This is a genomic window from Streptomyces sp. SP18BB07, from assembly GCF_036322545.1.
Classification (GTDB): domain Bacteria; phylum Actinomycetota; class Actinomycetes; order Streptomycetales; family Streptomycetaceae; genus Streptomyces; species Streptomyces deccanensis.
On record NZ_JAQYWT010000274.1, the window covers coordinates 67,470 to 87,814 of the forward strand.

Genomic DNA, 20,345 nt, shown 5'->3' on the forward strand with positions numbered 1-20,345 from the left:
GTGCTCATGACCGCACACGCATCGACCGAATCGCTGACCGGGATCCTGGCCTCGCTGCGTGACAGGGTGATGGGCGTCGCCGAGAGCGTCCTGTCCACCGTGGACGGGCTCCTCGTCGTCGCCGACGTCGACAAGGTCCACCCCGAGTCCGTCGCCGCCCTCGCCGCGGCCACCCTCGGCGTCAGCCGTCGGATGGCCGACCAGTCCGGGGCCGGGGCGCTCCGCGAGGTCGTCGTCCGGTGCGGTGCGGGGCACGTCATCGTCGTCGCCGTGGGCGAGCGCACGCTGTTGACGGTCATGGGCGACGACGGTCTCGACCTCGCCGCCTTCCAACGTGAGTCCCCGGCGACCGTGGAGCAGCTCAACAAGGTGCTCGCGGCGGATGTGGCGCACTGAGGGGGCTCGGTGATTCGAGCGAGGCTTCGACGGTTCCTCGCTCGGGCCGGTCAACTTGAGAGTGCTGCTTCACTCGAAGGGGTTAATCCGGCCGTCGTGGCGCGATGGATTCATCCGTAGCCGTCCCCTCCGGTTCCGGCCCGTCCTAGGCTCCGGAGCCTGAACTCGGGAGGGTGCCATGGGGTCGGTGCCGACAGGGGCACGTGTGTACGTCGCCTGTGTCGTCCTCGGCGCCCTGGCCTGTCTCGCGGCCCTGCCGGGCGGCCATGTCCCGTGGGAGGCGGTCGCCCTGCTCGCCGCGCTGTACGCCGCGTGCGAGCAGATCACCCGCTGCCCCTTCATGGGCCACCGTGCGCCCCAGGGCATGGGCACCTTCTTCCCCGTCCTCCTCGCCGGGGCCTTTCTGCTGCCGGTGCCCGCCGCCGCGCTCGTGGCCGTGCCGGGCGCGTTGGTCTCCCGGGTCGAGCAGCGGCCGCGAGGGCTGCGGCGGATCTGGCGGGCGGGCCGGCTGGTGCTCGCGGTGTGGGCCGCGGCGCACGCGCACGCGGCGCTCGGCGGCCGGGACGCGGTCGCCGGCCCCGACTTCCCGTACGCGCTGCTGCCCGCCGGGGCCGCGGCGGTGGTGTTCTGCGCGGTGCTCACGCTGCTCGACGGCGGGATCCTGGCGCTCGCCGAGCGGGTGCCCGCACGTGCCGCCTGGCGCGGGCTCTTCTGGCGTTCGCTGGCGCCCGTCACCGTGCACGGGCTCGCCGGGCTGATGATGGCCGTGCTGTGGCGCAGTCCGCACGGGCCCGTCGCCGCGCTGCTCGTGCTGCTGCCGATGTACCTGTCCTGCTGGGTGTTCGCGCAGTACCACCGGGAGCGGGCGGCGCACCGGGCAACGATTCGCGCGCTCGTCCAGGCCGTCGACATCAAGGACGGGTACACGCGCGGGCACAGCGAGCGGGTCGCGCAGGCGTCCCTGCTGATCGCGCGGCAACTGGGCATGGACGACGAACGGGCCGAGGTCCTCCGCTTCGCCGGGATCCTGCACGACGTGGGGAAACTGGGGGTGCCCACGCGGCTGCTGCGCAAGGACGGGCCGCTGACGCCCGAGGAGCGACGGGTCGTCGAACTGCATCCCGAGTACGGCCACGAGATGGTGCGCGGGATCGCCTTCCTCGGGGAGGCCCGGGCGGCCGTGCTGCACCACCACGAGCGGCTGGACGGGAGCGGGTACCCCTACGGGCTGGTCGGGGGCCAGATACCCGAGTTCGCCCGGATCGTCGCGGTCGCCGACGCCTTCGACGCGATGACGTCCACCCGCTCCTACCGCCGGGCCCGCCCCGTCGCCGCCGCGCTCGCCGAACTGCGGCGCTGCGCGGGCGCGCAGTTCGACCCCGTCATGGTGACCGCACTGACCCGCGCCCTTGCCCACCACGGCTGGACCCCGACCGTCACCGCGGACCCCAGCGGAAACATCCCGGCCGGCGAGATGCCGAGGGAGGCGGGGCCGGGGGAGGCGGAGGCGGCTGGGGACACGGGGGCCGACCCTCGGGCGGACGGTCCGCGGGCGGGCCTCGCTCCGGCGGACGGTGGGCAGGCACGGGGCCGTGCCGGTGAGGGGCGGGTGCCGTGACGTCGCTCCTCGGGTTTCGCTGTCTCGCCGGGGGCCTTGCCCTGCTGGCCCTCGGCCATACCCTCTGGCACGGTCTCGACGACCCCGGTGTCGCTCTCGCGTTCGGGGCGCTCGTGAGCGTGGGGGAGCTGTCGCGGTGGCGTGGGGCGGAGGGGCGTGACGTGGCCCCGCTCGGCGCCGCCGGGGCGCTGGCCTACGCGCTGCTGGGGGAGAACGGCGGGGTGCCGACGGGTCACGGGGTGCTCCAGGTCGTCGCCGTCGTCGTCGGGGCCGCGCTGCTGGGATGTGTGCCGCATGTGGCCAAGGGGCGCGGTTCGACTGTCGATCACCTCACCCGGCGCGTCCTCACCGTCGCCATCGCCGCCCTCTGCCTCCGGTCACTGCACCACCGGGGCCTGTCGGCGGAGTGGAGCGGCCCCTCGTACGCCCTGCTGCTCGTCGCGCTGCTCGTACTGACCGCGCTGTGCGACGCGATGCTGGCGGCGGCCATGGCGCACGCACGGACCCGGTGGCCGTTCGGCCCGCTCCTCGGGGACGAGCTGCGGGCGCTGGCCGGAATAGGGTCGGCGGTGTGCGCGACGGGGGCCGTCATGGCCCTCGCGGTCGGTGTCGCCGGACTGTGGGCGCTGCCGGTCTTCTCGCTGCCGCTGCTGCTCACCACGCTGTCGTTCCGGCGGTACGCCCTCGTCCGGACCACCTACCGCCAGACCATCGCCTCCCTCGCCCGCGCCACGGAGATCGCCGGGTACACGCCTGCCGGGCATGCCCGGAGGGTGGCCCTGCTGAGCCGCGAGGTGGGCCGTGAGCTGGGGCTCTGCGAATCCCAGCTGATCGTCGTCGAGTACGCGGCCCTGATGCACGACATCGGTCAGCTCAGCCTCGTCGACCCCGTCCCCGCCGGGGCCACCGCCGGGCTCCCGGCGGCCGAACAGCGCCGTATCGCGCTGCTGGGCGGCGCCGTCGTACGGCAGACCGGGGTGGACGCCGAGGTCGCCGTGGTGGTGGAGCGGCAGGCGGATCCGTACCGTGAACAGCCGGTCGGCGCGCGAATCGTGCGCGCCGTGAACGCATACGAGGAGAAGGTCAGGGAAGCAGGGCCCGAAGGACCGCTCAGGGCGTTGGAGGAACTGCGGCTGGGCACGGCTCGGGACTATCACCCGGAGGTGGTGGAGTCGCTCGCGCGGGTACTGTCGAGAGACTGTCTGACCTTGCCCGCGGTGGGGTAACCCATGGGTAATGAGCGCCTCTCCATCCGGTCGTGGTTGGATGCGAGGGAGAGGGTGTACCGGGGGCGACGGCCAGCCCACTCCGACGGAACTGGCAGGCGGGAACCGTAACTGGCAGGCGGGAATCGTGAGGATCTTCGGCAAGGGACGGCATCGGCCCTCCGCCTCTTGGCGGCAGGCCACCGATCGTGCGTTCACGCTGATCGGCGACGGTCGGTACGAGGACGCGGGGGCGCTGTTGACACGTGCCGCGGACCTGGAGCCGTGGCTGTCCGAGTCCTGGTTCAACCTGGCCCTGCTGCACAAGTTCCGGCACGACTGGGAACAGGCGAGAGCGGCAGGTCTGCGGGCCGTCGCGCTGCTCGACCGCGAGACCGGCGCGCCCGACTGGTGGAACGTGGGCATCGCCGCCACGGCCCTCCAGGACTGGCCGCTGGCCCGCCGGGCCTGGCAGGCGTACGGGCTGCGGGTGCCCGGGGGCGCGTCCCGGCCGAAACCCGGAAGCGGACCTGGGGACTCCGGGGAGCCGGTGGGCATGGACCTCGGCAGCGCGGCCGTACGGCTCTCGCCCGAGGGCGAGGCCGAGGTCGTGTGGGGGCGGCGGCTCGACCCCGCCCGGATCGAGGTGCTCTCCATCCCGTTGCCGTCCTCCGGGCGGCGCTGGGGCGAGGTCGTCCTGCACGACGGGGTGCCGCACGGGGAGCGGACCACGGCCGCGGGGCACGCGTATCCGGTGTTCGACGAGATCGAGTTGTGGGCGCCGTCCCCCGTCCCGACCTGGGTGGTGCTGCTGGAGGCCGCGACCGAGGCGGACCGGGACGCGCTGGAGCGGCTCGCGGCGGACGCGGGATTCGCGGCGGAGGACTGGTCGTCCTCGGTGCGGTTGCTGTGCCGGCTGTGCTCGGAGTCGCGTATGCCGTCCGACGAGGGGGACGGGGAGCATCTCGACCCGCACGATCACAGCGAGCCCGGGCATCCCGGGCCGTTGCAGCACGTGACGGACGGGCAGCTGTGGGCGCCGGAGCGGGAGTGCGGCATCGCCGCGCCGGCCTCGCTGGTGCGGGGGTTGCTGGACGGGTGGGTCGCCGACAGTCCGGATTCTCGTGATTGGCGGGATCTGGAAGAGGTCTGCTAGGGGGCGTACGGTTCGGCTCTCGGCCGCGGGTTCGAGGTGGTTGCTCGCGCAGTTCCCCGCGCCCCTTACGGGGCGCGGTCCCCGTACCCTGTATCAGCAACTTCATCGCTTGTTGTTTTGAGGAAGGCGTACGTCTGTCATGGCCCAGCAGGACACCGATCAGCAGCACGTGGGCGTGCTCCCCGTCGATGACGAGGGGTTCGTCATCGACACGGAGGACTGCGAGGAGCGCGAGCAGGCCTACCGCGAGCGCGGCACGTCGTTGCCGATCACCGTGGTCGGGAACCCGGTGCTGCACAAGGAGTGCAAGGACGTCACGGAGTTCGGCGACGAGCTGGCCAAGCTGGTGGACGACATGTTCGCCAGCCAGCGCACGGCGGAGGGCGTGGGCCTGGCCGCGAACCAGGTCGGCGTCGATCTGAAGGTGTTCGTGTACGACTGCCCGGACGACGAGGGCAAGCGCCACACCGGTGTCGTCTGCAACCCGAAGCTGGTCGAACTGCCCGCCGAGAAGCGCCGGTTGGACGACAGCAACGAGGGCTGCCTGTCCGTGCCGACGGCGTACATGCCACTCGCCCGCCCCGACTACGCCGAGGTCACCGGGCAGGACGAGAAGGGCAACCCGATCAAGGTGCGCGGCACCGGCTACTTCGCGCGCTGCCTGCAGCACGAGACCGACCACCTGTACGGCTACCTCTACATCGACCGGCTCTCCAAGCGCGACCGCAAGGACGCGCTGCGGCAGATGGCCGAGAACGAGCCCCGCTACCCCGTGGTCGCCAACGACTGAGCCGGTGCGGCGCCGCCCTCAGGCGGCCTCCGGGCCCCGGAACGTCCGGCGGTAGGCCTGCGGCGTCGTGCCCAGGGACCGGACGAACTGATGACGCAGGGCGGCGGCGGTGCCGAAGCCGGTGCGCCAGGCGATGGCGTCCACCGTCTCGTCCGTCGCCTCCAGCAACCGCTGGGCCAGCAGCACCCGTTGGCGCAGGATCCAGCGGTACGGGGTGGTCCCGGTCTCCTGCTGGAAGCGGCGCGCGAAGGTGCGCGGGGACATGTGCGCGCGGGCGGCGAGCTGTTCGACGGTGACCTCCTCGTCGAGATGTCGCTCCATCCACACGAGCACCTCGCCGACCGTGTCGCACTGCGAGCGCGGCAGCGGCCGCTCGATGAACTGGGCCTGGCCGCCGTCGCGGTGCGGTGGTACCACCATGCGCCGGGCGATCCTGTTCGCCACCTCCGGCCCCTGTTCCTTGCGGACGATGTGCAGACAGGCGTCGATACCGGCCGCCGTGCCCGCCGAGGTGATCACCGGGTCCGCGTCCACGTACAGCACGTCCGGCTCGACCACCGCGCGTGGATACTGCCGGGCCAGTTCCTCGGAGTGCTGCCAGTGGACCGTGCAGGGCCGGCCGTCCAGCAGTCCGGCCGCGCCGAGCACGAAGACGCCCGAGCACACACTCAGTACCCGGGCGCCCCGGTCCGCGGCCCGGCGCAGCGCGTCCAGCAACTCGGCCGGGTAGATCCGGTGCACATAGCTGTCGCCCGCCGGTACGACCACCAGGTCGGCCTCTTCGAGCCGGTCCAGGCCGTGCTGCGTGGAGACGGTGAAGCCCGCGTGCGTCCGCAGGGTCGGGCCCTCCGCCGACGCGACCGCGAAGTCGTACACCGGCAGGCCCTCGTCGCTGCGGTCGAGGCCGAAGACCTCGCAGACGACGCCCAGTTCGAAGGGATGCACGCCGTCCATGAGGACGGCGGCCACGTTCTTCAGCATGCTGCCAGTGTGCCTTGGAAGTGGCAGTAATTCGAGGGGATGCGGCAGTCCTGCCACTGTTTGTCAGGAGTGTTCGGCGCGACAGTGGTGTCCATGGATACGACACAGCTGCAAGGACTCATCGGAACACTGGCCGTCCTCGGACTCCTCGCCCTGGTGGTGCTGCCCGCGGTCGTCGGCGCCGTGCACGACCGGCGCGTCGACCGGCAGCTCGAACGGGCGGCGGAGGAGCGGCGGGCGTCGCACCGCGTCGCCCGCCCCGCCTGATCGCGTGAAGAGCACGGATCCCTGCCCGTTCGAGCAGGGTCGCCGAGCTAGAAGTCCTCGTCCAGGTCGACGGTGCCCTCCACCGCGACCTGGTACGCGGACGGACGTCGCTCGAAGAAGTTGGTCAGCTCCTGCACGCCCTGCAACTCCATGAAGGAGAAGGGGTTCTCCGAGCCGTACACCGGGGCGAAGCCGAGGCGCGTGAGCCGCTGGTCGGCCACGCACTCCAGGTACTGCCGCATCGACTCGGTGTTCATGCCCGGCAGACCGTCACCGCACAGGTCGCGCCCGAACTGCAGCTCGGCCTCGACGGCCTCCCTCAGCATGTCCGTGACCTGCTGTTGCAGCGCGTCGTCGAAGAGCTCCGGCTCCTCCTTGCGGACGGTGTCCACCACCTCGAAGGCGAAGGACATGTGCATCGTCTCGTCGCGGAACACCCAGTTGGTGCCGGTCGCCAGGCCGTGCAGCAGACCCCGGCTGCGGAACCAGTAGACGTACGCGAAGGCGCCGTAGAAGAAGAGGCCCTCGATGCACGCCGCGAAGCAGATCAGGTTGAGCAGGAACCGGCGGCGGTCCGCCTGGGACTCCAGCCGGTCCAGCTTCTCGACCGAGTCCATCCACCGGAAGCAGAACTCCGCCTTCTCCCGGATGGAGGGGATGTTTTCCACGGCCGCGAAGGCCGCCGTTCGGTCCTCCGGGTCGGGGAGGTAGGTGTCCAGGAGCGTCAGATAGAACTGGACGTGCACGGCCTCCTCGAAGAGCTGGCGGCTCAGATAGAGGCGTGCCTCCGGGGAGTTGATGTGCTTGTAGAGGGTCAGCACGAGGTTGTTCGCCACGATCGAGTCGCCCGTCGCGAAGAACGCGACCAGACGGCCGATCAGGTGCTGCTCGGCCGGGGAGAGCTTCGCGAGGTCGGCGACGTCCGAGTGGAGGTCGACCTCCTCGACGGTCCAGGTGTTCTTGATCGCGTCCCGATAGCGCTCGTAGAAGTCCGGGTAGCGCATCGGGCGGAGCGTCAGCTCGAAGCCGGGGTCGAGGAGATTCTGGTTGCTGGGCATCACTGGCAGGCCTCGCAGGACTCGGGGTTCTCAAGGGAGCAGGCGACGGCATCCGGGTCGGCCGACTGCTGGACGGGGATGGTGTTCTCGGGCCGGGCCGGGGTCTGCGCCCGGCCCTGGCCCTGTGCCGCGCGGGCGATGCGGGTCGCCGGGCGGGAGCGCAGGTAGTACGTGGTCTTCAGGCCCGACTTCCAGGCGTACGCGTACATCGAGGAGAGCTTGCCGATGGTCGGCGTCTCCAGGAACAGGTTGAGCGACTGCGACTGGTCCAGATACGGCGTGCGGGCGGCGGCCATGTCGATCAGACCGCGCTGCGGGATCTCCCAGGCCGTGCGGTACAGCGCCCGGACGTCGGCCGGGATCCACGCGAAGTCCTGCACCGAGCCGTTCGACTCGCGCAGCGCCTCACGGGTGCGGGCGTCCCAGACGCCCAGCTCCTTCAGGTCCTTCACCAGATACGAGTTGACCTGGAGGAACTCACCGGACAGTGTCTCGCGCTTGAACAGGTTCGACACCTGCGGCTCGATGCACTCGTACACACCGGCGATCGAGGCGATGGTGGCCGTCGGCGCGATGGCCAGGAGCAGGGAGTTGCGCAGGCCCGTCGTCGCGACGCGCTCGCGCAGGGCCGCCCAGCGCTCCGGCCAGGTGGTCTCGACGCCGTAGTGGTCGGGGTGCAGCACACCGCGTGCCGTACGGGTCTTCTCCCAGGCGGGCAGCGGGCCGACCCGCTCGGCGAGGTCGGCGGAGGCCTCGTACGCGGCGAGCATGATCCGCTCGGCGATCCGGGTGGAGAGCGCCTTCGCCTCGGGGGAGTCGAAGGGCAGCCGCAGTTGGAAGAAGACGTCCTGGAGACCCATCGCGCCGAGCCCGACCGGACGCCACTTGGCGTTGGAGCGGCCCGCCTGCTCGGTCGGGTAGAAGTTGATGTCGACCACGCGGTCGAGGAAGGTGACGGCGGTGCGGACGGTCGCGTCCAGCCGCGCCCAGTCCATGTCGCCCGTCGCCCGGTCGACGAACGCGCCCAGGTTCACCGAGCCCAGGTTGCAGACCGCCGTCTCCCCGTCGTTCGTGACCTCCAGGATCTCCGTGCAGAGGTTGGAGGAGTGGACGACATGGCCCGGCTCGGCCGTCTGGTTCGCCGTGCGGTTGGCCGCGTCCTTGAAGGTCATCCAGCCGTTGCCGGTCTGTGCGAGGGTGCGCATCATCCGGCCGTACAGGTCACGGGCCGCGATCGTCTTCTTCGCCAGGCCGTCCGCCTCCGCCCTGCGGTACGCGGCCTCGAACTCCGCACCCCACAGGTCGACCAGCTCGGGCACGTCGGACGGGGAGAACAGCGACCACTGCTCGTCGGCGGCGACCCGGCGCATGAACTCGTCCGGGATCCAGTGCGCCAGGTTCAGGTTGTGCGTACGCCGGGCGTCCTCGCCGGTGTTGTCGCGCAGTTCCAGGAACTCCTCGATGTCGGAGTGCCAGGTCTCCAGGTAGACCGCGGCCGCGCCCTTGCGTCGGCCGCCCTGGTTCACGGCGGCGACCGAGGCGTCCAGCGTCTTCAGGAACGGCACGATGCCGTTGGAGTGCCCGTTGGTGCCCCGGATCAGCGAACCGCGCGAGCGGATGCGGGAGTACGACAGACCGATGCCACCGGCGTGCTTCGAGAGGCGGGCCACCTGGTGGTAGCGGTCGTAGATGGAGTCCAGCTCGTCCAGCGGGGAGTCGAGGAGGTAGCAGGACGACATCTGGGGGTGTCGCGTACCGGAGTTGAAGAGCGTGGGGGAGGAGGGGAGGTAGTCCAGGCGGCTCATCAGCCCGTAGAGCGCGGCCACTTCGTCGAGGGCGCGCAGGCCCGCCTCCGCGTCGGCACCCGTGTCCTCGGCGAGGCCGGCGGCGACCCGCAGCATGAAGTGCTGGGGCGTCTCGACGACCTTGCGGGTGAGGGGGTGCCGGAGCAGATAGCGGCTGTGCAGGGTGCGCAGACCGAAGTAGCCGAAGCGGTCGTCCCCGGCCGGGTCGATCAGGGCGTCGAGACGCTCGGCGTGGGCGCGGACGAACGCGGCCGTACGGTCGGCGACGAGACCCTCCCGGTGGCCCACGGCGATGGACTCGGTGAACGTCGTGACACCCTGCGAGGCCGCCTCGGCACGGATGCCGACGGCCAGCAGCCGGGCGGCCAGTCTCGAATAGGCGGGGTCCTCGGCGATGAGGCCCGCGGCGGCCTCCGTGGCCAGCTCACGCAGCTCCGCGACCATCTCGGCGGAGGACGCGCGCACCGACCGGCCGCGCAGCGCGGCGGTGGCGACCCGGCCGGGGTCGGCGTCGGGGAGGTCGGCGGTCAGCTCGGTCAGGATCCGCAGCAACGCGGTACCGGGACCGTCGGTCTCCGTCACCGGGTCGACTGACACCGGGTCGGCTGACACCGGCTCGGCTGCGGTCAGGTCGGCTGACACCGGATCGGCTGGCGCGATGGTCACGTGGGGCTCTCCCTCGCTCGGCTGGGGCCTTGCGGAGGGCAGGCGGCAGCACACGAGCGCACGGGAGCGTCGCGTCCACCGGCCCATTCCACGAGGCCCGGACGTCACGGCACCCGGACCGGACGGCCGGGCGCACTGTCGGCAGGTGTTCGGACTGAACAGGCGTGCACACATGGCGATGTATGCACGCAAATACACCGTTGCGGGACAGTTCCGGATTCACACCGGATTCCCCTGCGGCGACAGCGAGCATGAGCATACATCTAGTGCCGGGGCGCGGTGTCACCCCCACATGTTGTGTCGCATTCGGCTTCGCAGGGTGTCAGAGCGTCAACTCATAGGTGATCAGAGTGATGTCGGGCTGGTCGGGGAGGGGGTTCCAGTCGCGCTCAGGTGTGCGAGTGAAGCCCAGGCGTCCGTAGATGCGATGGGCCGCGTGCATGCTCCGCTGGGTCGACAGCACGACACGCACACAGCCCTCGACGGTGCGGGCACGCTCCAGGCAGGCCCGCACGAGTGCCTCGCCGACACCCCGCCCCCGGGCTTCGGGGGAGACGGCGAGCATCCGTATCTCGGCCTCTCCCGCGCGGGCGATGTCGGCCATGGGCCCGCCTGCGGGGACGAAGGTCACCCCGCCCAGCACCTGCCCGTCCGCGGCCGCCACGAGCACCTCGGCCTCGGCCGCCCGCTTCGCCACGTTCCGCAGCTCGTCGAGGTACCGGTCGCTCTCTCCGAAGTCCAGCAGTCCGTCGCCGAGGTAGGCCTGGGCGGTGATCTCGCCGAGCGCGGCGTACTCGTCGGGAGCCGCCGGCCTGATCGTGATGTCCATGCGTCGCAGTGTGCACGAGGGGCGGCTGCGCGGGTCGGCGGTTTTCCACAGGGGCCGCCGTCCGTCGGACTATCGGATTTGTCAGGCCGTCGCAGGCCACCTGGGCAGGGTCGTCACGAAGTCCTCGCTGAAGTCGCGGGTGCCCGGCCCGAGCGCGACGCGGCCGGTGGCGCGCAGACGGGCGGTCAGGGCGGGGGACTCGGAGTAGTAGACGCGCCGGGCGGCGGCCGGCACGAACACGGTCTGGCCGCGCGTGAGTTCGCTCGCGCACTCCACGACGACGGCACCCTCGACGGCCTCGACGAACGCCTCGTCGCCGCACACGCCCACGGCCAGCGGATCGTGCAGCGGACAGGTGCCGTCCCCGCCGTGGCGGGTGTAGGCGTCCATGTAGGTCCGCATCAGCCGGGCGGCGAGGGCCGTACCGGGGCCCGCGGCCTCCAGCGCGGCGAGGTCCTCGGGACGGAAGAGCCAGCGGTGCGAGGCGTCCAGGTCGACCATGGTGAACGGGATGCCGGAGGAGAGGACGATCTCGGCGGCGTCCGGGTCGGCCCAGATGTTGAACTCGGCGACCGGGGTGAAGTTGCCCGGGACCTGGGCGGCGCCGCCCATGAACACGAACCTGCGGACGCGGTGGGCGAAGTGCGGGTCCTCCAGCAGGGCGATGGCCACGTTGGTGAGGGGACCGGTGGCGCAGACCGTCAGCTCGCCCTCGTACTCCCTCGACAGGCGGATCAGGGCCTGGGCGGACGACTCCGTCGGGTGGGGGGCCGTCGAGTCGGGGAGGGTCTCGTCGCCGAGGCCCGCGGGGCCGTGGAAGGCGGATGCCTCGCGGTAGGGGAGGCGGGAGAGGGGGCGGCCGGCGCCTCTGTGGACCGGGACGTGGGGGGCGATGCGGAGGGCTCTGGCCAGGGCGCGGGCGTTGGTGTAGGTCGCGTCGGCGGGGAGGTTGCCGCCGACGGAGGTGTATGCCTTGAGGTCCCACAGGCCGGTTCCCAGGAGGTACTGGAGGGCTACGGCGTCGTCGATGCCGGGGTCGCTGTCCAGGACGATCGGGGGGCGGGTCACCGCTTCAGCGTAGCCGGGTGTTTTGCGCCCCCGCCGCCCCTACCCGTCCCTCCCCCACTCTCGGCTTCGCTCGAGCGGGAGGTGCCCCCACCGAGGGGCTGTGCCCCTTCGACCCCCAGGCGTCCGTCCGGTGGGGGCTGGTCGCGCAGTTCCCCGCGCCCCTTAAGGGCCTCCGGCCCTTTCGGGCCGAAAAGCATGGGGCGCAGCCCCTGCTTTTTCAGGGGCGCGGGGAACTGCGCGAGAAGCCCCCACCCACCCGCACCCGACAACGCACCGGACGCGGGTCGGCCGGAGGCGCCCGCCTAGTGGCTCGTTCCCGCCGTCGCCGGAGGCAGTTCGACCTGGACGCCCGGGTCGCCCGCGTCCGCCGTGTAGTCCTGGGGCCTGGTCTCGTCGATGCCGTCGGGAGCCTTCGCGGCCCGCAGGACGAACGTGAGGACCACCGTGACCACGACGTTGAGGACGAAGGCCGTCAGGCCGATGTAGCCGATCTCGCCGATGCCGGGGATCTCGGCGGACGAGCCGCCGAAGTGCTTCTGGGTCGGCGAGGCCACCCCGTACGCGGCGATCGTCCCGTACAGCATGCCGACCGCCCAGCCGCCGATGAGCGCCCAGCGGTGGAACCAGCGGGTGAACAGGCCGCCGACGAGGGCCGGGAAGGTCTGGAGGATCCAGATGCCGCCCAGGAGTTGGAAGTTGATGGCGACCGTCTTGTCCATGGTGAGGACGAAGGCCAGCGCACCCACCTTCACCAGCAGGGACACCAGCTTGGAGACCTTGGTCTCCTGCGCGGGCGTGGCGTCCGGCTTGATGAAGTCCTTGTAGATGTTGCGGGTGAAGAGGTTCGCCGCCGCGATGGACATGATCGCCGCGGGCACCAGGGCGCCGATGCCGATGGCGGCGAAGGCCACGCCCGCGAACCAGTCCGGGAACATCGTCTCGAACAGTTGCGGGATCGCCAGCTGGCCGTTCTGCACCTGGATCCCGGCCGCGATCGCCATGAACCCCAGCAGGGCCAGCAGGCCCAGCATCAGGGAGTACAGCGGCAGGATCGTGGTGTTGCGGCGGATGACCTCGCGGCTCTTGGACGACAACGTCGCCGTGATCGAGTGCGGGTACATGAAGAGCGCCAGCGCCGAGCCGAGGGCGAGGGTCGCGTACGTCCACTGGGTGGCGTCGCCCGGGACGAGCGCGCCGCGCGGCTTGTCCGTCGCCGGGTTGGTCTGGCTGTAGGCCTCGCCCGCCTTGGCGAAGATGTCGTCGAAGCCGCCGAGCTTGATCGGGATGTAGATGATCGCCACCGCGATGACGATGTAGATCAGGGTGTCCTTGACGAACGCGATCAGCGCGGGGGCCCGGAGGCCGGAGGAGTAGGTGTAGGCCGCCAGGACACCGAACGCGATCAGCAGCGGCAGGTCCTTGATGAACCAGTTGGTGTCCTCGCCGCCGCCGACGCCCATCACGTCCAGGACGGCCTGGATACCGACGAGTTGGAGGGCGATGTACGGCATCGTCGCGAGGATGCCGGTCAGCGCGACCGCCAGCGACAGGCCCTTCGAGCCGAAGCGGCCGCGTACGAAGTCCGAGGTCGTCACATAGCCGTGCTTGTGGGAGACCGACCACAGACGGGGCAGGAACGTGAAGATCAGCGGGTAGATCAGGATCGTGTAGGGCACCGCGAAGAAACCGGCCGCGCCCGCCGCGTAGATCGCCGCCGGCACGGCGACGAAGGTGTACGCCGTGTAGAGGTCACCGCCGAGCAGGAACCAGGTGATCCAGGTGCCGAACGACCGGCCGCCGAGGCCCCATTCGTCGAGGCTGTGCTCGTTCTCGGCCCTGCGCCAGCGCGCGGCCAGGAAGCCCATGACCGTGACGGCCAGGAAGAAGAAGATGAAGACGGCGAGTGCCACGCCGTTCACGCCGTCCTTCACTTCGCGACACCCCCGCCCTGCGTCTCGGACTTGCGGGCGCGCTGGTCACGCTGCCACAGGACGTACGCGGTGCCGGTCAGCGCCGTGGAGATGAGCACCCAGGCCATCTGGTACCAGTAGAAGAAGGGGATGCCGATGAACGCAGGGTCCGTCTTGGCGTACGAGCCGACCCAGAGCATCGCCACGAACGGGGCGAGCAGACACACGGCGATGACCACCCTGACAGGTGTCACCACCGGTGCCCCCGGTGGTCTCACTTCGGGTGCTTCTGACATGTCCGACTCCGTCCCCTCGCTGGTCACCTGCTGAGCGCGCAGGAAATCTAAGGGACGCGTTCCGTCGTACGGAACCCCCAGTCCGGATATCGGATGCGGAGGTTGTGTGGAGTGGCGGGTGTTCGACGCAGGAGAGCTCCAGGTAGTGGCTCAGTCCTGTGGCCGCTTGAGCCGGGCCACGAACTTGTAGCGGTCGCCCCGGTACACGGACCGCACCCACTCCACCGGCTGACCGTCCTTGTCCAGCGAGTGCCGGGAGAGCATCAGCATCGGCAGACCCACGTCCGTGCCCAGCAGACCGGCCTCGCGCGGGGTGGCCAGCGAGGTCTCGATGGTCTCCTCGGCCTCGGCGAGCCGGACGTCGTACACCTCGGCGAGCGCCGTGTAGAGGGAGGTGTACTTCACCAGCGACCTGCGCAGGGCCGGGAAGCGCTTGGCGCTCAGATGGGTCGTCTCGATCGCCATCGGCTCGCCGTTCGCCATGCGGAGGCGCTCGATGCGCAGCACCCGGCCGCCGGCGGTGATGTCGAGCTGGCCCGCGAGCGTGTCGTCGGCCGTGATGTAGCCGATGTCCAGCAGCTGGGACGTGGGTTCCAGCCCCTGGGCGCGCATGTCCTCGGTGTACGAGGTGAGTTGCAGCGCCTGGGAGACCTTAGGCTTGGCCACGAACGTGCCCTTGCCCTGGATCCGCTCCAGCCGCCCCTCGACGACCAGCTCCTGCAGCGCCTGGCGCACGGTGGTCCGCGAGGTGTCGAACTCGGCGGCGAGGGTGCGCTCGGGCGGTACCGGGGTGCCGGGCGGAAGCGTCTCGGTCATGTCGAGCAGGTGCTTCTTCAGGCGGTAGTACTTGGGCACGCGTGCGGTACGGACGGTCGCCCCGTTCTCGTTCTCCGCACTGCTGACGTCGGTGCTCATGCTCCGCCTTCCCGGCTCCTCGTGGCGTGATCCCTCTGTATACCCGCACAGGCCCCGCTGGTCTAGTCCACGGAGGGGTCTCCGGTGGTCCACCTGGGAAAGGCGCAGTGGTCTACCCGAAGAGTGTGGCTCAGTCGCGCGGTTTTCGCTGGCTTATTACATAAAGGTTCCTGCATATGTAGGTCGCATAACGGCTGGTGGGAGGGGGTTCGAGCACCCTTGACACGGCGAATGGTCTGAGCCAAGCTCCGGCGTACTGGTCTACACCATTGGTCCAGGTCCTGGCCCCATGGGCGGTACGTCTGTCACCGCGGGGAGCAGGGGGGTTTGTGGCATCCCTGAGCAATGGCATCCCTGAGGAGGGTGGCGTGAAGAGGAAGCTGACGACCGCGATCTGTGTCGCGGGCATGATGGTCTCCATCGCGGCGTGCGGGGGCGGCGAGGACAAGAGCTCGGACACGGGGGCGGACACCAAGGAGCTGACGGTCTGGCTCACGGTCGACGCGCAGAACAACTGGCCGGAACTGGTCAAGGCCGCCGACACGGCGATCGAGAAGAAGCACCCCGGCATCAAGATCACGCACGAGTACTACGGCTGGCCCGACAAGAACGCCAAGCTCGACGCCGTCCTCGCCACCGACAAGGCCCCCGACGTGGTCGAGATGGGCAACACGGAGATGCTCGCCTACATGGTCAAGGGCGCCTTCGCCCCCCTCGACCAGGCGAAGTTCGACAACGCGGACGCCTGGCTGGACGGCCTCAAGGCCTCCGTCACCTACGAGGGAAAGACCTACGGCGTCCCGTACTACGCCGGTGGCCGCGTCGCCAACTGGCGCAAGGACGTCTTCGCCGCCGCGGGCGTCAAGACCCCGCCGAAGACGTACGACGAGCTCACCGCCGCCCTCGACAAGGTCCAGAAGAAGCGGGGCGACAAGTTCAGCGCCTGGTACCAACCCACCCGCGACTGGTACGCGGCCATGTCCTTCGTCTACGACGCCGGCGGCTCCATAGCCGTCGAGTCCGGTGGCAAGTGGAAGGCCAGCCTCTCCTCCCCGGAGTCCATCAAGGGCCTCAACGAGTTCAAGAACGTCGTCGACACCTACATGCACGGCGACAAGACCAAGGACGAGTCCGACCGGTACATCGTCTACGGCCAGGGCAAGTCCGGCATGATCTTCGCCCCCGCCTGGGAGGGCGCGACCGCCGCGGCCAAGGAGAACGACAAGACCGGCAAGCTCGCGGGCAACGTCGAGAACTTCGTGATGCCCGGCCCGTCCGGCAAGAACCTGCCCGTCTTCCTCGGCGGCAGCGACCTCGCCGTCCCGGTGAAGTCCGACGCGCAGACCGTCGCCGCCGAGTGGATCAACGCCTTCACCGGGCCCGCCGGGCAGAAGGGTCTGATGGAGAAGGGCAACCTGCCCAACAACAAGACCGACCTCGCCACGCTGAAGGACGACCCGGCGACGGCGGTCCCGGCCACCGCGGCCGAGTCCAACTGGTTCGTGCCGATGGCACCGGGCTGGGGCCAGGTCGAGAAGGCACAGATCCTCCAGACGATGCTGCAGTCCATCGGCACCGGCGAGCAGTCGGTCGAGGAGGCCGCGAAGACGGCTGACGCCGAGATCGACAAGGTCATCAACAACGAGTGAGGTGACCTGCCGGTCGGGCCTGGCCGTGGCGGCCGGGCCCGACCGGGGGTGCCGCATCGGCTCGGCCGGTGGGGCCTCGCGTCCGGCCGGTGCGTGCCACAGAGCCGGCCGGTGGCGATTGACGAAAGTGCCGCGATGAGGTGTCGGGTTCGGTGCCGGTGCGTCGTGGCTGGTCGCGCAGTTCCCCGCGCCCCTTCGGGGGGCGCCGCTGCCGGCCCCTCCTTCATCTGCTTAGGAGCGCGCGATGAGTGCCGCAGACACGACTGCCCCCGCGAAGGTGCCGCCCGCGCGGCCGGGGCTCCCGCCACCGCCGGCGGCCCCGGAACGTCCCGCCAGGAAGCGGACGTCCGGCGGAGCCGCCGTGCCCTGGGCCCTGCTGGCCCCCTGTCTGCTGATCCTCGCCGTCGTCCTCGGCTACCCGCTCGTCCGTCTCGGCACCCTCTCCTTCCAGGAGTTCGGCCAGTCCCAGCTGTGGGGGTTCAAGCCGGCGGAGTCGGTCGGCTTCGGCAACTTCGCCAAGGTGCTGGGCGACAGCGAGTTCTGGGCGGTCGTCGTCCGGACCATCGTCTTCGCCGCCGCCTGCGTGGTCTTCACGATGGTCATCGGCATGGCGATCGCCCTGCTGCTCCAGCGGGTCTCCGGCTGGGTGAAGACACTCATCAACATCGCGCTCGTGGCGAGTTGGGGCATGCCGATCATCGTGGCCACCACCGTGTTCAAGTGGCTCTTCGACTCCGACTACGGCATCTTCAACGCGCTCCTCAGCAAACTCCCCGGCGTCGACATGATCGGTCACAACTGGTTCGCCAGCGGACCCGAGGGACTGGCCGTCATCACGCTCCTGGTCGTCTGGGGCGCGGTGCCGTTCGTCGTCATCACTCTCAGCGCCGGACTCACCCAGGTCCCCAAGGAGTTGGAGGAAGCCGCCCGCCTCGACGGCGCCGGCGCCTGGGGCGTCTTCCGCTATGTCACCCTCCCCATCCTCAAGCCCATCATCGTGATGCTCACGACCCTCTCCGTCATCTGGGACATGGGCGTCTTCCCCCAGGTCTTCGTGATGCGGGGCGGCCACCCGGAGGCCGAGTTCCAGCTGCTCACGACCTACTCGTACGACAAGGCGTTCGTGGTCAACGACTACGCGCAGGGCTCGGCGATCGCCCTGCTCACCGTGCTGCTGCTGCTCGGCGTGATCGGCGTCTACATGCGTCAGATGCTGAAGATCGGAGAGGTCGAATGAGTACCACCACTGTCTCGGGCCCCCGGAAGTCCAAGCTCGGCTGGAACCTCCTCGGTCTGTTCGTCTTCGTCACGGCCGGCTTCCCCGTCTACTGGATGCTGAACACGGCGTTCAAACCGGCGAAGGACGCCATCGACCCGGACCCGAGCCTGCTGCCGACGTCGATCACCTTCTCCAACTTCGGCCGCGCACTGGACATCGCCGACTTCTGGGGTCCGGTCGGCCGCAGCCTCGTCGTCTCCCTCACGGTCGTCGTGATCGGCGTCGTCGTCGGCATGCTGGCCGCCCTGGCCATCTCCCGCTTCGCCTTCCGCGGCCGGAAGATCGTCATCGTCGGCATCCTGGCGGTGCAGATGGTCCCGCTGGTCGCCATGATCATCCCGGTCTTCCTGCTCCTGAACGACCTCGGTCAGTACGACCGCCTGACCGGCCTGATCATCACGTATCTGACCTTCATCCTCCCGTTCACGGTGTGGACCCTGCGCGGCTTCATCGTCAACATCCCGCGCGAACTGGAGGAGGCGGCCATGGTCGACGGCTGCTCCCGCACCACCGCCTTCCTCCGCGTGGTGTTCCCGCTGCTCGCCCCGGGCATGGTGGCGACCTCGGTCTACGGCTTCATCCAGGCGTGGAACGAGTACCTGTACGCCCTGATGCTGATGAGCCAGCAGAACCAGACCGCGACCGTCTGGCTCGGCAACTTCACCACCAAGCACGGCACCGAATACGCCCCGATGATGGCCGGCTCCACCATGATGGCCGTGCCGATCGTCGTCCTCTTCCTCCTCGTCCAGCGCAAGATGGCCGCGGGCCTCACCGCGGGCGCCGTGAAGGGATAACCACCCCGATGTCTCCGACGACATTCGCCACCGGCACGCCCGGTTCCCCGTCCGGACAGGACGGCCTCGCGCGGGACGCACTGACGGTCCTCCAGCCCGGCTTCACGGGCACCACCGCCCCCGACTGGCTGCTGCGCCGCCTCGGCGAGGGACTCGCCTCCGTCGGCCTCTTCGGCCGCAACATCGCCTCTCCCGATCAGCTGGCCGCCCTCACCGCCCAACTGCGCGCCGAGCACGAGGACGTCCTGGTCGCGATCGACGAGGAGGGCGGCGACGTCACCCGCCTGGAGGTCCGCACCGGCTCCTCCTTCCCGGGCAACCACGCCCTGGGCGCGGTCGACGACGTGGACCTCACCCGGCAGGTCGCGTTCGCCCTGGGCCGCCGTCTGGCGGAGTGCGGCGTCAACTTCAACTGGGCCCCGTCGGCCGACGTGAACGCCAACCCGTCCAACCCCGTCATCGGGGTCCGCTCCTTCGGCGCCGACCCCGAACTGGTCGCCCGCCACACGGCCGCCTACGTCACCGGCCTCCAGGCCGCCGGTGTCGCCGCCTGCACCAAGCACTTCCCGGGCCACGGCGACACCGCCGTCGACTCCCACCTCTCCCTGCCCCGCATCGACGCGGACCGCTCGCTCGTGGACACCCGGGACCTGACCCCCTTCCGGGCCGCCATCGCCGCCGGATCGCGCGCGATGATGAGCGCCCACATCCTGGTCCCGGCCCTGGACCCCGACCTCCCGGCAACGTTGTCCCGTGGCATCCTCACCGGCCTCCTCCGCGACGAACTGGGCTACGACGGCCTCATCGTCACCGACGGGATGGAGATGCAGGCCATCGCCGGCACCTACGGCATCGAACACGGCAGCGTCCTCGCCCTCGTCGCCGGCGCCGACGCGATCTGTGTCGGCGGCGGCCTCGCCGACGACGACACCGTCCGCCGTCTCCGCGACGCCCTCGTCACCGCCGTCCGCACCGGCGAGCTCCCCGAGGAACGCCTGGCGGACGCCGCGAACCGGGTCCGGGCACTGGCGCGGTGGACCCGCTCGGCAGCCGGGGGAGCGGTAGGCGCCGACGGGACGACGCACGGGCCTCTCGGGGAGACCGGCCGCGCCCATGACAGCGGTGGCATCGGGCTCGTGGCGGCCCGCCGCGCCGTGACGACGACCTTTACGGAGCCGTACGAGCCGCCCACCCAACCCGTCTACGTCGCGGCCTTCACCCCGGTGGCGAACATCGCGGTGGGCGACGAGACCCCCTGGGGAGTCGGTGCGGAACTGGCCCGCCTGCTCCCCGGCACCGAGACGGGCACCTTCGCCGGGGACAGCGCCGGTGCCTCCGCCCTGGCGGTCGCCGGCACCCGTCGTATCGTCGCAGTCGTCCGCGACGAACACCGCCACCCCTGGATGACCGCCGCCCTCGACGTCCTCCTCAGCACCCGCCCCGACACCGTCGTCGTCGAGATGGGCGTCCCCCAGTCCCCACCCCGAGCCGCCCTCCACATCGCCACCCACGGCGCGGCGAGGGTCTGCGGCAGAGCGGCGGCGGAGATCATCGCGGGCGCGCGCTAGCGGCGGGACTCGGCAGAGGCCCCGAAGCCACGGTGCGGCGGCGAGCACCCACCCGGTCACTCATGCGCCCGCTCGACGACCCGCAGCCCGCA

General features: G+C 70.5%; 18 protein-coding genes and 1 riboswitch. Of the genes, 10 read left to right on the plus strand and 8 right to left on the minus strand.

Annotated elements, in window-relative coordinates:
* Nucleotides 1–6: 6 nt before the first annotated feature.
* The 5 genes from PUR53_RS13195 to def all read left to right on the plus strand — a co-directional run bounded on the left by PUR53_RS13195 (nt 7) and on the right by def (nt 5,165).
* Nucleotides 7–396, plus strand: coding sequence for a roadblock/LC7 domain-containing protein (locus tag PUR53_RS13195; protein WP_239757147.1), 390 nt, complete (start codon nt 7–9; stop codon nt 394–396).
* Between the two features lie 178 nt (nt 397–574).
* Nucleotides 575–2,014, plus strand: a complete 1,440-nt coding sequence (locus tag PUR53_RS13200) for an HD-GYP domain-containing protein (protein ID WP_329908401.1) — start codon at nt 575–577, stop codon at nt 2,012–2,014.
* Complete coding sequence (locus tag PUR53_RS13205; protein WP_329908402.1) at nt 2,011–3,240, plus strand: HD-GYP domain-containing protein; 1,230 nt, start codon at nt 2,011–2,013, stop codon at nt 3,238–3,240. The genes PUR53_RS13200 and PUR53_RS13205 overlap by 4 nt, the downstream gene beginning before the upstream one ends.
* A 127-nt stretch (nt 3,241–3,367) precedes the next feature.
* Nucleotides 3,368–4,375 carry a tetratricopeptide repeat protein gene (locus PUR53_RS13210; RefSeq protein WP_239757151.1) on the plus strand — a complete coding sequence of 336 codons (1,008 nt, stop codon included), beginning with the start codon at nt 3,368–3,370 and terminating at the stop codon, nt 4,373–4,375.
* A 139-nt stretch (nt 4,376–4,514) separates the two neighbouring features.
* The gene (gene def / locus PUR53_RS13215; protein ID WP_239757153.1) at nt 4,515–5,165 is read left to right on the plus strand and encodes a peptide deformylase; all 651 of its coding nucleotides are present in this window, start codon (nt 4,515–4,517) and stop codon (nt 5,163–5,165) included.
* An 18-nt stretch (nt 5,166–5,183) separates the two neighbouring features.
* Here def and PUR53_RS13220 read toward each other — a convergent pair whose 3' ends face one another.
* Nucleotides 5,184–6,146: a GlxA family transcriptional regulator gene (locus PUR53_RS13220; protein WP_329898309.1), complete on the minus strand. Its 963-nt coding sequence runs from the start codon at nt 6,144–6,146 to the stop codon at nt 5,184–5,186.
* A gap of 93 nt (nt 6,147–6,239) precedes the next feature.
* On the opposite strand from PUR53_RS13220, the gene PUR53_RS13225 reads away from it, so the two are divergent.
* On the plus strand, nt 6,240–6,413 hold the full coding sequence (locus PUR53_RS13225; protein WP_329908403.1) for a hypothetical protein: 174 nt from the start codon (nt 6,240–6,242) through the stop codon (nt 6,411–6,413).
* 47 nt (nt 6,414–6,460) lie between these two features.
* Here the strand turns inward: PUR53_RS13225 and PUR53_RS13230 are convergent, their stop codons facing one another.
* The 7 genes from PUR53_RS13230 to PUR53_RS13260 all read right to left on the minus strand — a co-directional run bounded on the left by PUR53_RS13230 (nt 6,461) and on the right by PUR53_RS13260 (nt 14,960).
* A complete protein-coding gene (locus PUR53_RS13230) occupies nt 6,461–7,471 on the minus strand; it encodes a ribonucleotide-diphosphate reductase subunit beta (protein WP_329898311.1) in 1,011 nt (336 codons plus the stop codon).
* Nucleotides 7,471–9,942 carry a ribonucleoside-diphosphate reductase subunit alpha gene (locus PUR53_RS13235; RefSeq protein ID WP_443078170.1) on the minus strand — a complete coding sequence of 824 codons (2,472 nt, stop codon included), beginning with the start codon at nt 9,940–9,942 and terminating at the stop codon, nt 7,471–7,473. Before PUR53_RS13235 ends, PUR53_RS13230 begins: the two co-directional genes overlap by 1 nt.
* A 123-nt stretch (nt 9,943–10,065) precedes the next feature.
* Nucleotides 10,066–10,201, minus strand: a riboswitch (cobalamin riboswitch).
* 63 nt (nt 10,202–10,264) lie between these two features.
* Entirely contained in the window at nt 10,265–10,771 is a 507-nt protein-coding gene (locus tag PUR53_RS13240; protein ID WP_329898312.1) for a GNAT family N-acetyltransferase, read from the minus strand.
* An 81-nt stretch (nt 10,772–10,852) separates the two neighbouring features.
* A complete protein-coding gene (locus PUR53_RS13245) occupies nt 10,853–11,839 on the minus strand; it encodes a nucleoside hydrolase (RefSeq protein WP_329898313.1) in 987 nt (328 codons plus the stop codon).
* Nucleotides 11,840–12,141: 302 nt separating this feature from the next.
* Nucleotides 12,142–13,770: a monocarboxylate uptake permease MctP gene (gene mctP, locus PUR53_RS13250; protein WP_329908404.1), complete on the minus strand. Its 1,629-nt coding sequence runs from the start codon at nt 13,768–13,770 to the stop codon at nt 12,142–12,144.
* Entirely contained in the window at nt 13,767–14,045 is a 279-nt protein-coding gene (locus PUR53_RS13255; protein ID WP_329898315.1) for a DUF3311 domain-containing protein, read from the minus strand. Before PUR53_RS13255 ends, mctP begins: the two co-directional genes overlap by 4 nt.
* 150 nt (nt 14,046–14,195) lie before the next feature.
* The gene (locus PUR53_RS13260; RefSeq protein WP_033525434.1) at nt 14,196–14,960 is read right to left on the minus strand and encodes a GntR family transcriptional regulator; all 765 of its coding nucleotides are present in this window, start codon (nt 14,958–14,960) and stop codon (nt 14,196–14,198) included.
* Between the two features lie 368 nt (nt 14,961–15,328).
* On the opposite strand from PUR53_RS13260, the gene PUR53_RS13265 reads away from it, so the two are divergent.
* The 4 genes from PUR53_RS13265 to PUR53_RS13280 all read left to right on the plus strand — a co-directional run bounded on the left by PUR53_RS13265 (nt 15,329) and on the right by PUR53_RS13280 (nt 20,253).
* On the plus strand, nt 15,329–16,609 hold the full coding sequence (locus tag PUR53_RS13265; RefSeq protein ID WP_329908405.1) for an extracellular solute-binding protein: 1,281 nt from the start codon (nt 15,329–15,331) through the stop codon (nt 16,607–16,609).
* 244 nt (nt 16,610–16,853) lie between these two features.
* Nucleotides 16,854–17,846: a carbohydrate ABC transporter permease gene (locus PUR53_RS13270; RefSeq protein WP_329908406.1), complete on the plus strand. Its 993-nt coding sequence runs from the start codon at nt 16,854–16,856 to the stop codon at nt 17,844–17,846.
* Complete coding sequence (locus tag PUR53_RS13275; RefSeq protein WP_329898318.1) at nt 17,843–18,685, plus strand: carbohydrate ABC transporter permease; 843 nt, start codon at nt 17,843–17,845, stop codon at nt 18,683–18,685. The genes PUR53_RS13270 and PUR53_RS13275 overlap by 4 nt, the downstream gene beginning before the upstream one ends.
* 8 nt (nt 18,686–18,693) lie before the next feature.
* The gene (locus tag PUR53_RS13280; RefSeq protein WP_329908407.1) at nt 18,694–20,253 is read left to right on the plus strand and encodes a glycoside hydrolase family 3 protein; all 1,560 of its coding nucleotides are present in this window, start codon (nt 18,694–18,696) and stop codon (nt 20,251–20,253) included.
* Nucleotides 20,254–20,345 lie beyond the last annotated feature (92 nt).

What these genes read in the sequence shown, in the direction of transcription:
- PUR53_RS13195 (WP_239757147.1), top strand. Translation starts at nt 7, where the DNA reads ATGACCGCACACGCATCGACCGAATCGCTGACCGGGATCCTGGCCTCG.
- PUR53_RS13200 (WP_329908401.1), top strand. Translation starts at nt 575, where the DNA reads ATGGGGTCGGTGCCGACAGGGGCACGTGTGTACGTCGCCTGTGTCGTC.
- def (WP_239757153.1), top strand. Translation starts at nt 4,515, where the DNA reads ATGGCCCAGCAGGACACCGATCAGCAGCACGTGGGCGTGCTCCCCGTC.
- PUR53_RS13220 (WP_329898309.1), bottom strand. Translation starts at nt 6,146, where the DNA reads ATGCTGAAGAACGTGGCCGCCGTCCTCATGGACGGCGTGCATCCCTTC.
- PUR53_RS13225 (WP_329908403.1), top strand. Translation starts at nt 6,240, where the DNA reads ATGGATACGACACAGCTGCAAGGACTCATCGGAACACTGGCCGTCCTC.
- PUR53_RS13230 (WP_329898311.1), bottom strand. Translation starts at nt 7,471, where the DNA reads ATGCCCAGCAACCAGAATCTCCTCGACCCCGGCTTCGAGCTGACGCTC.
- PUR53_RS13240 (WP_329898312.1), bottom strand. Translation starts at nt 10,771, where the DNA reads ATGGACATCACGATCAGGCCGGCGGCTCCCGACGAGTACGCCGCGCTC.
- PUR53_RS13255 (WP_329898315.1), bottom strand. Translation starts at nt 14,045, where the DNA reads ATGTCAGAAGCACCCGAAGTGAGACCACCGGGGGCACCGGTGGTGACA.
- PUR53_RS13260 (WP_033525434.1), bottom strand. Translation starts at nt 14,960, where the DNA reads ATGAGCACCGACGTCAGCAGTGCGGAGAACGAGAACGGGGCGACCGTC.
- PUR53_RS13270 (WP_329908406.1), top strand. Translation starts at nt 16,854, where the DNA reads ATGAGTGCCGCAGACACGACTGCCCCCGCGAAGGTGCCGCCCGCGCGG.
- PUR53_RS13275 (WP_329898318.1), top strand. Translation starts at nt 17,843, where the DNA reads ATGAGTACCACCACTGTCTCGGGCCCCCGGAAGTCCAAGCTCGGCTGG.
- PUR53_RS13280 (WP_329908407.1), top strand. Translation starts at nt 18,694, where the DNA reads ATGTCTCCGACGACATTCGCCACCGGCACGCCCGGTTCCCCGTCCGGA.